The following is a 16,147-nucleotide window of genomic DNA, read 5'->3' on the forward strand; positions in this document are numbered from 1 at the left end:
ATATGGCTTTTGTGATTATCCAGCATCTCGATCCTACCCGAGAAAGTATTACATCCCAGCTTCTTCAGCGGGTAACGGTTATGAAGGTTTTACAGGCAACTGATGATCTTAAAGTAAGTATAAATCATGTTTATATAATACCTCCAAATAAAAGCCTTTCTTTATTGAATGGTTCCTTGCACCTTTTTGACCCGGTTGAACCGCATGGTTTAAGATTACCCATCGATATATTTTTCCGTTCATTGGCCAACGACCGGAAAGATAAGAGCATCGGCATTATTCTTTCAGGTATGGGATCGGATGGCAGTATCGGATTAAAAGCCATAAAAGAAGCGAATGGAGTTGTGCTCGTTCAGGATCCGTCAACTGCCAAATTTGATGCAATGCCACGGAATGCTATTGATTCGGTGATAGTTGATATAACGGCTCCTCCCTGGGAAATGCCGGTTCATCTGATCTCTTATCTTAAGTTTACACCCGGAAAAAGAAATTATCCCCAGGCAGATAAAGTAAAAAGTGGTACGGATAAAATTATCATCCTGCTGCGAGAACATTCAGGTCATGATTTTTCACAATACAAAAAAACCACTCTCCTTCGTCGGATAGAGAGGAGAAAAGGGATTCACCAGATTGCTAAAATACAGGATTACGTTCGTTTTCTGCAGGAAAATCCTAAAGAGGTTGAAATTCTATTCAGAGAACTCCTGATTGGAGTCACCAGCTTTTTTCGGGACCCCCCTGTATGGAAAAAGTTCAAAGACGCTATTCTTCCAAATCTTTTAAAGGAACTGCCCGATGGTTACCAGATGCGGGCCTGGGTGCCAGGTTGTTCCACCGGTGAAGAAGCCTATTCACTGGCCATTATTTTTAAAGAAGTAATGGATAAGATAAAGAAGAATAAAAATATCTCGTTGCAGGTATTTGCCACTGATCTCGATGGTTATGCTATTGAGAAAGCCAGGAAAGGGCTTTACGCGACCAATATTGAGGCCGATGTATCCCAGGAAAGACTAAACCGGTTTTTCAGTGCGGATAATGAAGGATATCATATTAGTCCTGCTATTCGTGAAATGATTGTTTTTGCTCCTCAGGATGTTATTAAGGACCCTCCGTTCACAAAACTTGATATTCTGTCATGCCGGAATATGCTTATTTATCTGGAACCTGAATTGCAGAAAAAAGTAGTTGCCCTGTTTAATTATAGTCTGAATACCAACGGGATATTGCTACTTGGTATTGCCGAAACAGTAGGTAATCAGAATGATATGTTTAAGGAACTGGATAACAAGTTGCGATTTTTCAGGAGATTGGAAACAACCACCACATCCGACCTGATTGATTTCCCCAGTTCACTTAGCTATAGTAAACCGGACTATGGTAAAATTAAAGAATCCTCCAAAGAAGTTGAAAGCATAGGAAAGATAGCGGAACAGATTTTACTGCAGCGTTTTATTCCTGCCAGTGTGCTTGTAAACAAACAGGGCGATATTGTTTATATAACCGGCAATATAGGAAAATACCTTGAACTGGTGGCCGGAAAAGCCAATTGGAATATCCATATTATGGCCCGTGAGGGCATTCGTGAACTCCTTCCGGTCGCATTCCGCAAAGCCCTGCAACTTTCAGAACCCGTAACTTTACGAAATATCAAGGTAAGTTATAATGGCGGGATACTGGTAGATGCAACTGTTCAAAGCCTCGAAAATCCTGAGGCGGTAAAGGGTCTTGTTTTAATTGTGTTTACGGATATACCATCCCGTCCTGAAGATAGAGAATTACCCGGTAACCGTTCTCATTCAAAAAGACAGAGAGAACTGGAAGAAGAATTGAAAACTGCCCGGGAAGAGCTTCAGAGTACTCGTGAAGAAATGCAAACCTCCCAGGAAGAACTCAGGTCGATAAATGAGGAATTGCAGTCGAGCAACGAAGAAATTCAGTCGGCCAACGAGGAATTGACCACCTCAAAAGAAGAAATGCAAAGCCTGAATGAAGAATTGCAGACCGTTAATATGGAACTGCAGAGTAAGGTAAATGACCTCATGCGGATGAACGATGACATGAAAAATCTTCTCAACAGTACAGAAATTGCAACCCTTTTTGTTGACCGCGAACTGAATATCCGCCGTTATACAGATCTGGTGGGAAAAATAATAAAATTGCGTGATACGGATATTGGCCGGCCCTTTACTGACCTGGTAACGCAATTACAATATCCCGATATAGGAGATATGGCTCGTCAGGTTCTCAGAACACTGATCACTGTTGAGAAAGCAATCACTACAGACAACGGGAAATGGTTTAATGTGCGAATTATGCCATACCGGACTCTGGATGATCATATTGACGGTTTAGTAATCACATTCCTTGACATTACCGAAGCCAAACGAATGGAAAGCGATTTGAAGGAAGCCATGAGGGAACTTGGAAAAAGTGCCTGAAAATATATTTATGTGTGAACTTTAATAAAAAAGAGGAGGTTTATGCAAAACATGGCCTAATGTTGAATTCATGAAATCCACCCAAGGAACAAATAACCCCGGACTCAGGCGCAAAGCCGAGCAAATGTTGGTAAAGAAGCCAAAAACCCAACCCACTGAAACGGAAAGTGAAAAATTCAAATTGCTGCATGAACTCGAAGTGCACCAGATTGAGCTGGAATTGCAGAATGAGGAACTTTCACGGGCCAAGACTGTTGCTCAGGAAGCGGCTGATAAGTATACCGAATTATATGATTTTGCACCATTCGCTTATTTCACACTTTCATCATCCGGGCGAATCCTTGAGATGAACCTCCCCGGATCGCAGCTTTTGGGCAAAGAACGTTCAAAGGTAATTAACACTCCATTTGATTTTTATATTTCCGAGGATACCCGTATTGTTTTCTTTGATTTTCTGGAGAAAGCCTTTAAAAGCCATGTTAAGGAATCCTGTGAACTGACTATAATTACAGGTGACAAGAAATCGCTTTTTATCCAGGTAAACGGTATTGCTATAGGAAATGCCAGTCAATGCCTCATTAACATTATAGATGTTACCGAACGTAAACAGGCGGAAAAAGCGCTGATAGAGAGCCAGCGGCTGGGAGCCATCGGGGAGATGACCTCCTCGATTGCCCATGATTTTAATAATTCACTTCAGGTGATTTGCGGAAACCTGGAGCTGGCCCTGCTCACAGACAACCTGTCGGAATCGGTAACCCGGTATTTAAAAACCATCCAGGTTACGGCACGGGATGCCACCAAAAGAGTGAAGATACTCAGGCGATTCGGTGACATTAAGACGGACAGGAGGAATTTTTCATTAACCGATCTGAATATTCTCATCAATGAAGTGATTGCCCAAATGCGACCGATATGGAAGGACGAAGCGGAAAGAAAAGGCCTCTCTGTTATATTGAAAACCAAGCTGCATGACATCCCCAGGATTGTTTGCGATCAAGGTGATCTGAGAACGGTATTATATAACGTTTTCATAAACAGCATCGAGGCCATGCCAAACGGCGGCGAACTCCTTGTAGAAACCGGCAGGAGAACTCATGAAGTATTTATCACCATATCAGACAATGGCATAGGGATGTCAGAGGAAATAAAAACAAGGATATTTCAGCCGTTTTTTTCAACCAAAGGACTTGACATTGGAAGGGGCCTTGGAATGAGTGGTGTTTTCACCATCGTGAAAGAGCATGGAGGAAACGTATTTGTAAAAAGTACGGTTCAGGGTAAAGGTACTGTGATTGAAATAACCTTTCCCGTTTCAGATGAAGAAACTGCCGAATCAAAACAGGATTTTGCGAAACCTGCCAATACCGGTAAACAGCTTTCCATTTTATGGGTGGATGATGAAGAGAACATCAGAAAGATGGCCGCCGAGATGGTGAAAATCCTCGGTCATACCATTGATACGGCAGGATCAGGCAAGGAAGCACTGAAATACCTAGGACAGAAAAAATACAACCTGGTGATCACTGACCTGGGTATGAATGAAATGAACGGGTGGCAACTGGCCGACACCATCCGGAACAAGTATGGAAAAAGTATGAAAATAGCCGTCATCAGCGGCTGGGGCGATCAGATCACAGAAGCCGATTTATCCTCCCACGGCATAGACTACAAGATTGACAAGCCTTTTACGCTCGTGCAATTGAAGAATACGCTGGAAGTAGTTCAGGGTGGAAAGACCTGACGGAGTTTGAAAAACCTGTCAGAGTTGGATAGGGCAATTTCAAACGAGCTTGGGTGCAAAATGGGATATTGACATCCTTAATGAAGTTGTATCCGGCACCTTTTTAAGCGGTCCTTTAATTAATTTAGCTATGAATTTGGAATTTATAGCTCAGGGTTGGAAATACTTCTCTCAAAAATACCGACTTTTGTTAGAGATAAACTGGTCTAAATTATTTATCAGATAATAATAAAACATCCCTTAAGGTTGGTAGCACTGATATCCAAAAAGTTCATACCATTCTTCATAGTTATGATTTTCGTAATAAGTTGCGAAAAAGATCCTGAAATTATTAAAGACGATAATGGTGTAATCATTAGTCAACCCTGGTTATGGAGGACCAATCTGACTGAAAGTTCCTTGATAGGAGCGATTGTGAGCGGTCCTGCATGGTATGATGGACAAGTTCTCATGGGGGCCATGGATGAGAATAATATAGCTTATCTTGCCTGCCTGGACATTCAGAATGGTAAAATAATCTGGAAACAGGATTATATTAAACAATACGATTTTTTTAGTTTTCAGGATTTCTATAAATATGATAATATTATTGTTCAACGGGATGGCACTAATCTTTTTTGTATAGATTTGAAAAATGGGGAGTATCTGTGGAAACAAAAAATGGAAGGAAATGCATGGAGATGGCCTTCCGGACTGGATAGTTTATTCTTTGTATTCAGTGTGGAACCATATCCGGAATATGGATATCCTGTAATGTCGGCTAATTTTGGAAGTATTAAGGATGGGAATACGCACCTCTTCCTGATACCTGATTTAGGAGATTTGCCTGTTCCAGATTTAAGCAGGGAAGATTTTATTGGGGGGTTCCGATATATCAAACCATTTTACGATGAAAATACACATAAAATCCTGTTGCTTTGTTATTATGAGAAATTTTATTATTTGGTTAACAGTGAAACGCAAGTAAGTCAGTCTTATGTTGGACTATATAATTTCAGCAAACGTGAATGGATATATGAACGGAAAGAGCTGGGTGACCATAATTTTCTGGAAGGATTAACTCCACAAGTGATTGGAGACAGGTTTTATCATACCTTGGGTAATGGGTTAGCAGAATGCCGGAATTTATATACCGGAGAGCTTGTCTGGAGAAAGAAGTGGGAAGGCGGCTTCTTTTCACCAATAGGATTTATCATTGTTGATAATAAGATGATCGTTATGGAGAATAATGGCCGACAGCTTATTGCGATAGATATTGTCAATGGGAATATTCTTTGGCATGAAACATCTGCACCAACTATAAGTCCTATGGTTACACTTAATGGAGTTGTTTATTATGCAAGCAGTGCAGATGGTCGTATTCATGCCGTGGACATTGAGACTGGTAAACATTTATGGCGTTTAATTTCACCGGATGCCAAAAATAATGAATCGGATTTTTTTATGCGACAATGTATGGCAGTTCCAGATAAGAATGGTGGAAAAGGAAAGATAATAGTTAGTTCATATAGTCATGGATATTGTTATGAGGCCGCTAATTAAGCTTTCTATTTTATTTGTTACACGTTTCCTATAAAAATTCAAGGAAGAGGGCAAAAAATAACCTCAATCATTTGATAAACCTTTGCGGAGAGAATGGGATTACTGGCGTGATCCCTTGGGGGAGTTCCCTGCAAAGAATGAAAATCAGGCCCCAATGCTTCGCATTGGGGTATTTTTAAATGAATACAGGGCAACCTCAAGCGAGCTTGGGTTGCCCTGTATTCATTTAAAAACCCGGGCGAGGGCCCGGGCCTGATTTCATTCTTTGCGGAGAGAATGGGATTCGAACCCATGAACCGCTTTTGGCGATTACACACTTTCCAGGCGTGCGCCTTCGACCACTCGGCCATCTCTCCTTAAAACGCAATTTTAAACGGAGCGTAAAAATAACAAAAAAATCGCTTATACAAGTTTTATCGCCAAGATTCCTCCTTTCAGTCGGAATGACAATTAAACGATATTTTAATGGTGGAGGGGAGGGACGGCTCCGCCGTCCCTCCCCTCCACCATTCTTCAATCACGATATGTTTGTCATTTCGAGCGAAGCGAGAAACCTAAAATATTGCATGATCAATTATCCAGTCTGGGGAAGAAACTTGATGTCTGAAGCGCTTTAGGAATAAAACCGGCTTCAGCTACCTGTTCCATCGACTGCCTCTGTTCAATATCATTCAGCATATCAACTGCCGCAATTTTTATATCTTCAAAGGCCTGCATGTTTTCAGGCTTTACCGGGTCAACCGAAGGCGATTCCATTTTAAGGGGATCAATAGGAGAACCGTTCATGTATACCCTGAAATCGAGGTGCGGACCTGTGGATAATCCTGAACTTCCTACATAACCAATCAATTCCCCCTGACTTACATACTTTCCGGATGTAATGCCCTTTGCAAAATTGCTCAGGTGCATATAAGTCGTCGTGTAAACCCCGTTATGCCTGATTTTAATCGTTCTTCCGCCGCCTTTCTCATATCCGGCCGATACAATGCGGCCATCACCGATTGAATGTACCGGTGTGCCCACGGGTGCCGCATAATCAACGCCAAAATGAGGCCGCCTGATTTTCAGAATCGGGTGATACCGGCTTGCCGTAAATTTTGAACTTATCCGGTTGAATTTAAGAGGGGCTTTCAGAAATGCTCTTCTGAGGCTGTTTCCTTCCGCATCGTAAAAAGCTTCCTTACCATCCTGAACAAACGGAACAGCAAGTAATTCTTTTCCTCCGTGATAAAAACTGGCGGCATACACCTTGCCTATTCCGATTGAAAAGGTATCCACGTAATTTTCGTCATACACAACCGAGAAATGATCTCCCTGCTGCAGCCCGAAAAAGTCAACGGTCCACGCATACATTTCAGACAACTGCAATGCAACCTGGGGATTAATATTGTTCTCCTTGATAGCATCCCAGAGTGAAGTTTTAATTTCACCGGTCACTTTGCGCTGTTTCGTTACAATATCCTTCGACTTCAGATCGATCTTTACATTTCGTGTGAAGTCAAAAACAACATACTCAACCGGTGAATGCTCATATACGAGGTACTGCAGACGGTTCACTGTATCTTTCGAAAGGAAGGCCGTGTACTTGTTACCCTGCCTGATTTTTCTGAAATCAAAAGAGGACGTGGAATGCTGCATTAATTCGATAAGCGCCTTTTCAGGCAGAATGAACTGTTCAAGAATACTGCCCAGGTTCTGATCGCGCCTGACTGTATTGCTCTGAACCGTGAAAGAATCAACCGGTATGCCGAATAACCGATGCACCGGTTTGTTTGTCAGTGAAGAATCAGTCATGTTTACAGACTGAGTGAACTGAGATCTTTTTGGAATAGCATTCCAAATGATGAGACCAACGTGAAAAGTGACTGCTATCGCAATCAGTGAAATTTTGAGATATTTTTTGCCCATTTTGTCAACCAACTACAACGTTAATAATTTTGCCCTGTACGAAAATGATTTTTTTAATTTCTTTTCCTTCAATCCATTTCCGCGATTGGGGGTCTTCTTTTACAGCTTTTTCCGCGTCTGCAGCCTGATAAGTTAAAGGCAACGTAAGCTTGAAGCGGAGTTTACCATTAAAGGATACCGGGTAATCAAACGAATCCTCATGAAGATAGGTTTCATTTGCCTCAGGAAAAGACTGTTCACTTATGCTGGGTTGGTTTCCGAATATTGCCCACAATTCTTCCGCAAGGTGCGGGGCGAACGGTGACAATATACAGTTGAATTTTTCGGCAGTGTCACGGGTTACATTACCCTTTTTAATGCAAAGGTTGGTGAATATCATCATCTGCGATATCGCTGTGTTGAACCGCAAGTGCTCAATATCCTGTCCCACTTTTTTTATCGATTGGTGAAGACTTTTCAATACTTCTTTATCCTCTTCCGCAGCTGTACTGTTTGCCGGATCACCAAAGAAACGGGCAACCCTGTTCAGAAAACCGTAAACACCTTTTACTCCGGTATCTGCCCATGGTTTGATCACATCAAGGGGACCCATAAACATTTCATACAACCTCAACGAATCGGCACCATACAGTTTTACCACATCGTCGGGATTAACCACGTTTTTCAGCGACTTCGACATTTTAGCCACAATCTGGCGCAGCTCTTCCCCGGTTTCCTTATGATAAAACTTTCCATCGCGATCCTCAACCAGGTCAACAGGAATTTTCGCCCCTGTTATGGTTTCATAGGCAAACGCCAGGATCATACCCTGATTAAACAGCTTCTTAAACGGCTCATCTGTGGAGACAAATCCAAGGTCAAAGAGCACCTTATGCCAGAACCGGCTATATAACAGGTGAAGTACCGCGTGTTCGGTACCGCCGATATACAGGTCAACCGGCATCCAGTAATTCTCTTTTTCCCTTGCAAAAGGCTCTTTTGTATTATCCGGATCGATATATCTCAGGTAATACCAGCATGAACCTGCCCATTGCGGCATAGTGTTTGTCTCCCGCCTTCCCCTGCGACCGTCTTTATTTATGTAAAGCCAGTCGGTGGCATTGGCAAGCGGCGATTCTCCATCGCTGCCCGGCTGATATACTTTCAATTCCGGAAGTTTTAAAGGCAGATCCTCATCGTTCAGTACTTCAATTTCACCATCCTCCCAGTGAATAACAGGAATGGGCTCGCCCCAGTAACGCTGGCGGCTGAATAACCAGTCGCGCATTTTATAATTATCTGTTGCTTTGCCAATTCCCAGTTTTTCAAGCCATGAAATTATAGTTGAAATACCTTTTTCCTTATTAAGGCCGTTAATTGTAATTCCCGAAACCTCACTCGCGGAATTAATGTATTTTCCGTCTTCGGTCCAGCAGGCTTTGCCAGCCAGTACGCGGCTTCTTAAATCGGTATCGGTTACATCCGGATCCATAATGCAGTCGATGGGAAGTCCGAACTTTTCAGCAAATTCAAAATCGCGGGTATCATGGGCCGGAACAGCCATGATGGCACCGGTTCCATAACCGATGAGCACATAGTCAGCCACCCAGACAGGAATTTTCTTTCCGTTAACCGGGTTAATGGCATAACGTCCTGTGAAAACACCAGTCTTTTCTTTTGCCAGGTCTGTCCTGTCAAGATCCGATTTCAATGAAGCGGCATGGATATAGCCGTTTACCTGGTCCGCATGTTCAGGAGTGCTGATTTCCCCGATCATTGGATGCTCCGGGGCAATAACCATATAGGTCGCGCCAAAAAGCGTGTCAGGCCGGGTAGTATAGACCCTCAGCTTTTCCGACAATCCCGGAATTTCAAAATCCACTTCGGCACCGGTTGATTTGCCGATCCAGTTGCGTTGCATATTCTTTACCCCTTCAGGCCAGTCAAGAGTATCCAAACCACTCAGAAGCCTTTCTGCATAAAGCGGAATCCGCAACATCCATTGTTTGAGGTTTCTTTTAATAACCGGGTTACCACATTTTTCATGCGTTCCGTCGGTAAGCACTTCTTCGTTGGAGCAAACAATTTTGCAGTGTTCGCACCACCAAACCTGTGCATTATCGTAATAAGCCAGCCGTTTGCTGTTTACAAATTCATCAATCGCTTCTTTGCCCTTAGCCTTAATATCGCCCGGAATTTCAAGTTCGCTGACAGGTCTTCCTTTCTGGGCTTTTTCATCAAACCAGGTATTGTAGAGCCTTATAAATATCCACTGGGTCCAGCGGTAATAGTCGGGACCCGAAGTGGTAATTTCACGATCCCAATCGTAACCCAGTCCGAGTGATTTGATCTGCCTTCTGAAAGTTGTACAGTTTTTTTCGGTTGTGATTGCCGGATGGGTACCGGTCTGAATAGCATATTGTTCTGCAGGGAGTCCGAAAGAATCCCAGCCCATCGGATGCAACACATTAAAGCCCTTCATTCGCTTGTAACGTGCTATAATATCCGTAGCCGTGTATCCTTCGGGATGTCCTACATGCAATCCGCTACCCGACGGGTACGGAAACATATCCAGCACATAGAACTTCTTCTTTGTGTAATCATCAAAGGTTTTAAAGGTTTTATGTTGCTCCCAGTATTGCTGCCATTTCTTTTCAATATCAGCGAAATTGTATTCCATTTGTTATTTGAGGCTTAGAGCCGGTTTTAAGGTTTTTTATCCGTGAACCGCAAATGTAAAAAATAATTATGCAGAAGTAAGCCGTGAGTTGTTAAAAATTGAATTCTTAAATTTGAGCAATCGATATACCCAAGTGAATGAACCCCACTGAATTTTATTCCGAACGAATTGAATATTTTTCGCAACAGGTTAACCGGTTGAAAAAACTTGAAAACCGGCTGGCCATTTCCCGTTTAATAACCTTCATTTCAGCCTTCTTATTCCTGTTCGCCTTGATCACATTTTCTGTTTCCCTGGCAGTAATGACTTCCATGTTATTATTCATTGCTTTTGGTTTTCTTGTAAAACGCCATATCCGTATTGAAAAGGAAAGGGAATTCAACCAGTATTTGGAAACCATCAACAGGAGAGAACTTGAATGCATACATGGCAATTTCAGTGTGTTTCCCGATGGAAACCAATATGCGGACTTAACACATCCCTATACATATGATCTGGATATTTTCGGTAAATCGTCGCTTTTCCAGTTTGTAAACCGAACATTCAGCAAACCTGCCTCTGATCTGATGGCTTTGTGGTTAAAAGCACCCGCAGAACAGCAATTGATCGCCGTCAGGCAGAAAGCGGTTGAAGAATTGAAACCGCTCGCCCACTGGCGTCAGCAACTGATAGCCTTAGGCTACAGCAATCCGGCCGGAAGAGATGATCCGCAAAACATACTGGAATGGCTTCAAAGCAGCGATTTATTCGCAAATCCTGTAAGGCTCAGAATAACTGCATACCTTTTAAGCCTGTTTACCTTAATTGTCCTGCTGCTTGTAATATTTGGTGCTCCATTGCAAATACTGGTCCCTGTTTTCGGAATCAATTTTCTTTATTATTTCTTCAAAGCAAAAAGAATAACCGGGCTTCACAACCGGGTAAGCCGCTCTTCGTCCATGATGGAAGGCTATGGCGAAGCGATCCGGTTAATCGAGGATCAGCCATTCAACAGTGACGGTTTGGTAAATCTGCACCAATTGTTTTTTCAGAATCAGAAAGCCTCGCAGGCTGTTTCAGGGTTGCGTAAACTCACCGGCAGGCTCGATGCGAGAATGAATATCCTTGTGGCCATACCATTGAATTTATTTTTCTTCTGGGACATCCATTGCTGCCTTGCCCTTGAAAAATGGAAAAGGGATCATGCAACAAGGGTTTCCTCATGGTTTGATGCCATGGCCGAGTTTGAAGTATTGTCGTCCTTTGCGAATACAGCTTTTAATAATCCCGGATGGACGATGCCGCTAATTCACAATGATTATTTTGTTTTAAAGGCAAAAGAAGCAGGACATCCCCTGATTGCCGCACATAGAAGGATTACCAATTCGTTTGAGATTACCGGATCCGGCAGGTCCGTTATCATAACCGGCTCGAACATGTCGGGTAAAAGCACGTTCCTCAGGACCTGCGGCATCAATGGCGTACTTGCCCTCGCCGGTTCGGTTGTGTGTGCTACTAAATTCGAAATTTCGTATGTTCATGTGCTATCAAGCATGCGCATTTCCGATTCTCTCGAAGACAACACATCATCCTTTTACGCTGAACTTAAAAAGCTGGCTTACATCATCAGGTATTCCGAAACCAATCAACGGGTATTGCTTCTGCTTGACGAAATTTTGCGGGGAACCAATTCAAATGACCGGTATATCGGTTCGGTGGCACTTATAAAACAGCTTGTACAATATGGAACTGCCTCGCTTGTTGCAACGCATGACCTGAGACTGGCCGAGATGGCGGGTGAACTGCCGGGGAAAATCGACAATTACCATTTCGATGTGAAAATCGAAGGCGAAGAATTGTATTTCGACTACCTGCTTAATCCCGGCATCTGTACAAGCCTGAATGCATCCCTGCTGATGAAGAAAATGGGAATTAAGGTTTGATCTCTATACCAGGTCTTCCCTGATCTTGGGTTTAATGATCAGCCGTAAACTCTGATCGTAAGTAAAATAATTGTATACCCAGTTGATGAAAATGAGGAACCTGTTTTTAACACCCACAATGGCCATCAGGTGAATGAACATCCAGAAAAACCAGGCCAGCAGACCGTGGAATTTCAGGTAGTGCAGATCAACAACCGCTTTATTACGGCCAACAGTAGCCAAAGTGCCAAGGTCAAGGTAAGAAAACGGTTTTGCGTCCTTGTTTTCATTCATTCTCTTAAAATTCCGGGCAAGGTTCTTAGCCTGCTGAATAGCGACCTGCGCGACCTGGGGATGCCCGTTCGGATAATCCTCTGTTTTCATTAAGGAAATGTCACCAATCGCAAAAATATTTTCATAACCGGTTACCCTGTTGTAAGCGTCAACTTCTATGCGGTTTCCGCGAACTTTCGTTTTTTCATCCAGTCCCTCAATATTATGACCCCTTATACCCGCCGCCCAGATCAGGGTTCGCGCTTGTATAACCGAATTATCGCTCAGTGTAACGGTCAGCCCGTCGTAATTTGTGACTGTTTTTCCGAGAATTACATTCACACCAAACCTGCGCAGGTAAGTCAAAACCTTTTCGGATGCGGTTTGAGACATTCCTCCAAGCAGCTTTTTACCCCCTTCCACAAGGTGAATATGCATGTTTTTAAAATCGAGTTCGGGGTAATCTTTGGGAAGTACATGCCTCTTCATTTCAGCAAGGGCACCGGAAACTTCAACTCCGGTAGGACCACCACCCACCACAACAATATTCATGTAGGAGGCCTGGTCGCAGACGTCGGTTAAATTAAGCGCTTTCTCAAAATTATTGAGAATCGTATTCCGCAACCCGAGCGATTCACCTGTGCTCTTCATGGGAAGCGAATATTTGGCTATGGAAGTATTTCCGAAGAAATTATTTGCCGCACCCATGGCAATGACAAGGTAATCATAGTGCAGGTTGCCTATGTTCGTTTCCAGTTCCTGCTGTTCAGGATTAACCTTTTTCACGCGGGCCATCCTCACATGGATATTCCTGTAATTCTGGAATGCTTTTCTAAGCGGAAAGGAAACCGCACTGGGTTCTATACCGGCAGTGGCAATCTGGTAAAAAAGAGGTTGAAACGAATGATAATTGTTTTTATCCAGGAGGACAACCTGGAAATTTGATCCGGCAAGATGGGTTGCCAGTTTGAGACCTCCAAAACCTGCTCCGGCAATGACAATTCTTTTTTGGCCTGTCTCAGGGATATTTTGCAAATACATAGTGAAAATTATGCTGCAAAATTACTCAAAAACAACTCTTAAATGCTTTTTTGGCCCCCTCCATTTTTGACAGATAATACATTAATGTAGATGAAGAGATAGGTTGGTGATGTTAAAACGCTGTTTTTGTAAACAATACTATGGTGTCGGATGTTTAGAATAGAAACAGACAAAACCAATGCAGAACAATCTGATCAAGGGATTGCATCATGTTTCGGCACTGGCTGATGATGCAGGTAAGAACGCAGAGTTTTACACAGTGGTATTGGGATTGAGAATGGTTAAAAAGACAATCAATTACGATGATCCCGGTGTATATCATCTTTACTATGGAAATGAAAACGGAGATCCGGGCACTATAATGACGTTTTTTCCCTATTCCGGTATGAGAAAAGGAAGACATGGAACAGGGCAGATGACGGTTACTTCATTCTCTGTTCCCGGAAATGCAATAGAATACTGGACCAGGCGATTCGACAGAATGGGAATCCGTTTTACAAAACCTACTGAACGGTTCAGTGAAATTTACATTGCATTTGAGGATGTGCATGGACTCGGACTTGAACTGGTTTTTAATGATAACGATAAACGGCCGGCTTTCAGCAATGGACAAATTCCTGTTGAATATTCGGTGAGAGGTTTTTATGGAGTGACACTGGCTGAGGACCGGCACGAACGCACTTCCCTGCTTCTTATGGAAGGGCTTGATTACAAATTGCTCAGTCAGAAGGAAAACAGGATACGGTACGGCGTGGAAGGAAAGTTGAATGAATTTGTGGATATTGTTTACTCTCCGGGTGCAGCACGTGGCCTCTCAGGCAGCGGAACCATACACCATGTGGCTTTTTCAACTGAAAACGATGCCGCACAGCTGGAGGCCAGGCAGCGACTGGTGCAACTGGGACGGGATGTAACGCCGGTGATCGACAGGCAGTATTTTCACAGTGTGTATTTCAGAGAACCCGGAGGTATCTTGTTTGAACTAGCCACTGTTCCGCCGGGTTTTTCGGTGGATGAAAATCCGAAACATCTTGGTGAAGAATTAAAGCTTCCGGTATGGCTTGAGCCTGAAAGGCAGATGATTGAAGATAACCTGGAACCTTTAAGACCCATCTGATATTTACAGGATGCATAAAATCGATTTTATTGAAAGCGGAGTTCCGACTGATAAAGCAACAGGCGCCCTTATTCTTCTTCATGGAAGAGGAGCTTCACCCGAGGATATTCTGGAACTTGGCGATAATCTAATTTTAAAGGACTTTCATATTGTTGCACCTCGTGCATCAGCCAATACCTGGTATCCTTATTCATTCATGGCGCCTGTTGAGAAAAACGAACCATGGCTTGGAAGTGCCCTGTCTTTAGTAAAAGAATTGACCGGCCGCCTGATAAATACAGGCATCCCTGCTTCAAGGATATTCCTTCTCGGCTTTTCACAGGGAGCCTGTCTTGCGCTTGAATTCTCTGCCCGAAATGCCATGCGCTGGGGCGGTATCTTAGCTTTCTCGGGCGGTCTCATCGGGGAAACCGTCAATGAAAAGAATTACTCCGGTAACTTTGAGGGAACTCCGGTTTTTATTGGGAACAGCGATACCGATCCGCACATTCCTGAAGAAAGGTGCCGGCAATCAGCCTCCATTATGGGTAAACTGAAGGCTCATGTTACACTTAAAATTTACCCGGGAATGGGGCACTCCGTAAACCGGGATGAACTTACCGAAGCCGATAAAATATTGAACCGGGTTTAAAAAAGCCCGTCAAGCCGTTGATAAGCTTTGTGCATGGTCAGCACAGCCTCATCTTTTGCGGTGTTGTCAGTGCCTGCCAGTTTCTCCTTGAGTGCAACTGTGGCATCATATAGATTTTTACGTGCAGCATCAAATTCAGTAAAGTCGTTATCCAGCCTTCTTTTCAGACGGTCATCATGCGGGTAATTCACAATGGCTTCAGCTTTCTGAATCATTCCATCCATAAGTCCGGCTATTGAAGCATAATCTTTTGACGGGTACAATTTATGAAAGATGATATAAAGTGACTGATGATAATTATCAATCACCTGTAATGCAGGCCTGATAACCCTTATCATCATCTCATAGTTCCGGTGAAGATCTTCTGCCGCATCAAGAAGTGCCTGTTGATTCTGTTGCTCACTGGCCTTATAATAATTCTCAGCTGAGGCATTGAGTTTGGCAAGCTGATTCTTCCAATCGGTTTCTTTTTCATGAAGAATTCCGGGCAGTGTTGCTTTATTAACCGCACTCATTTTATTTTTGATTTCCGGAACCAGGTTTTTAAGTGCCTGTATGTCTTTGGCAGGATAAGCTTCATGCCACATGGGGTATATGACTTCGTGAAATGCAGTTAAAGCGGGAACATCCGAACTTATTTCTGAAGAATCAATTTTCACCTGACCGATGCATAAAGGCAGAACCAATAATAACAGGGCATTCAGAATAAATAATCTTTTCATATTACAATGTTTAGGGTTTTAAAGGTTAAAACTAAACAAATTTAATTTACGATTTACGATTGATTCGATTTACTATTTACGATTTACGATTGATTCGATTTACGATTTAATTCTAAACGACAATCGTAAGAATCTATATCGTAAATTTCTTCTAATTGTAAATCGTAAATC

Annotated in this window: 10 protein-coding genes and 1 tRNA gene; 6 read left to right on the forward strand and 5 right to left on the reverse strand. The window is 42.8% G+C overall.

Annotated features, from left to right (window positions below; translation table 11 throughout):
* From VK179_06560 to VK179_06570, 3 genes are all read left to right on the forward strand, one after another.
* Positions 1–2,438, forward strand: a 2,438-nt coding sequence (locus VK179_06560; GenBank protein ID HLO58385.1) for a CheR family methyltransferase, incomplete at its 5' end; no start/stop codon positions are given.
* Positions 2,439–2,508: 70 nt separating this feature from the next.
* Positions 2,509–4,182, forward strand: coding sequence for a response regulator (locus VK179_06565; protein HLO58386.1), 1,674 nt, complete (start codon positions 2,509–2,511; stop codon positions 4,180–4,182).
* A 291-nt stretch (positions 4,183–4,473) separates the two neighbouring features.
* Complete coding sequence (locus tag VK179_06570) at positions 4,474–5,724, forward strand: PQQ-binding-like beta-propeller repeat protein (GenBank protein HLO58387.1); 1,251 nt, start codon at positions 4,474–4,476, stop codon at positions 5,722–5,724.
* 268 nt (positions 5,725–5,992) lie between these two features.
* On the opposite strand, the gene VK179_06575 is transcribed toward VK179_06570, so the two are convergent.
* From VK179_06575 to leuS, 3 genes are all read right to left on the reverse strand, one after another.
* Positions 5,993–6,080: transfer RNA gene (locus tag VK179_06575), tRNA-Ser, on the reverse strand.
* A gap of 214 nt (positions 6,081–6,294) precedes the next feature.
* Entirely contained in the window at positions 6,295–7,518 is a 1,224-nt protein-coding gene (locus VK179_06580; protein ID HLO58388.1) for a peptidoglycan DD-metalloendopeptidase family protein, read from the reverse strand.
* A gap of 118 nt (positions 7,519–7,636) precedes the next feature.
* Positions 7,637–10,291: a leucine--tRNA ligase gene (gene leuS, locus VK179_06585; protein HLO58389.1), complete on the reverse strand. Its 2,655-nt coding sequence runs from the start codon at positions 10,289–10,291 to the stop codon at positions 7,637–7,639.
* A gap of 137 nt (positions 10,292–10,428) precedes the next feature.
* Here leuS and VK179_06590 point away from each other — a divergent pair, with 137 nt between their 5' ends.
* Positions 10,429–12,213, forward strand: a complete 1,785-nt coding sequence (locus VK179_06590) for a hypothetical protein (protein HLO58390.1) — start codon at positions 10,429–10,431, stop codon at positions 12,211–12,213.
* A gap of 3 nt (positions 12,214–12,216) precedes the next feature.
* Here VK179_06590 and VK179_06595 read toward each other — a convergent pair whose 3' ends face one another.
* Entirely contained in the window at positions 12,217–13,506 is a 1,290-nt protein-coding gene (locus VK179_06595; protein ID HLO58391.1) for an NAD(P)/FAD-dependent oxidoreductase, read from the reverse strand.
* A 178-nt stretch (positions 13,507–13,684) separates the two neighbouring features.
* Between VK179_06595 and VK179_06600 the strand changes: the two genes are divergently transcribed.
* Both VK179_06600 and VK179_06605 read left to right on the forward strand, forming a co-directional pair.
* The gene (locus VK179_06600; protein HLO58392.1) at positions 13,685–14,623 is read left to right on the forward strand and encodes a ring-cleaving dioxygenase; all 939 of its coding nucleotides are present in this window, start codon (positions 13,685–13,687) and stop codon (positions 14,621–14,623) included.
* Between the two features lie 10 nt (positions 14,624–14,633).
* Positions 14,634–15,254, forward strand: coding sequence for a dienelactone hydrolase family protein (locus VK179_06605; protein ID HLO58393.1), 621 nt, complete (start codon positions 14,634–14,636; stop codon positions 15,252–15,254).
* On the opposite strand, the gene VK179_06610 is transcribed toward VK179_06605, so the two are convergent.
* Positions 15,251–15,976 carry a hypothetical protein gene (locus VK179_06610; GenBank protein HLO58394.1) on the reverse strand — a complete coding sequence of 242 codons (726 nt, stop codon included), beginning with the start codon at positions 15,974–15,976 and terminating at the stop codon, positions 15,251–15,253. The two genes, VK179_06605 and VK179_06610, sit on opposite strands and share 4 nt — an antisense overlap.
* Between the last annotated feature and the right edge of the window lie 171 nt (positions 15,977–16,147).

The organism is Bacteroidales bacterium, from assembly GCA_035299085.1.
In the GTDB taxonomy this organism is placed as follows: Bacteria; Bacteroidota; Bacteroidia; order Bacteroidales; family UBA10428; genus UBA5072.